The sequence below is a fragment of the Rhizobium sp. 18055 genome (genome assembly GCF_902706285.1).
Taxonomy (GTDB): Bacteria; Pseudomonadota; Alphaproteobacteria; order Rhizobiales; family Rhizobiaceae; genus Rhizobium.
Window position 1 is genome coordinate 1 of record NZ_CACSKD010000223.1, and the last position, 463, is coordinate 463.

General features: G+C 80.6%; 1 protein-coding gene. It reads left to right on the top strand.

Features of this window, described 5'->3' with window-relative positions:
* The coding region (locus tag GVL52_RS31985; RefSeq protein ID WP_200847988.1) for a hypothetical protein at nt 1-463 on the top strand (463 nt) is incomplete at both ends.

Genomic DNA, 463 nt, shown 5'->3' on the forward strand with positions numbered 1-463 from the left:
GACATCGACGGCATCGACGTGGTCGGGGGCCGCGGCGCGCTGCGCGCCTGGCTGGACGTGCGGCGCGGCGAGGTGGCCGGCGGCACGGCCGACGTCGCGCTCGCCGACGTCGAGGCCGCCCTCGGCGCGGGGCTGGAGCCGCTGGCGCTGGCGGCGGTGGCCGGCCGCGTGGGTGGCCGGGGGCTGGATGGCGGCTTCGAGGCCTCCACCCAGGGGCTGCAGTTCCGCACCCGCGACGGCCTGCGCTGGCCCGGCGGCAATGCCACGGTGCGCGTCACGGGCCGGGACCCCGCCGCGCCGGAGCGCGAGCAGGGCGAACTGCGCGCCGACCGGCTCGATCTGGCGGCGCTGTCGCAGATCGCCAGCCGCCTGCCGCTGGGCGCGCCGCTGCATGCGGCGCTGGGCCGCTACGGGCCGCGCGGCATCGTGCAGGAGGTGCAGGCCGGCTGGCGCGGGCCCGTGG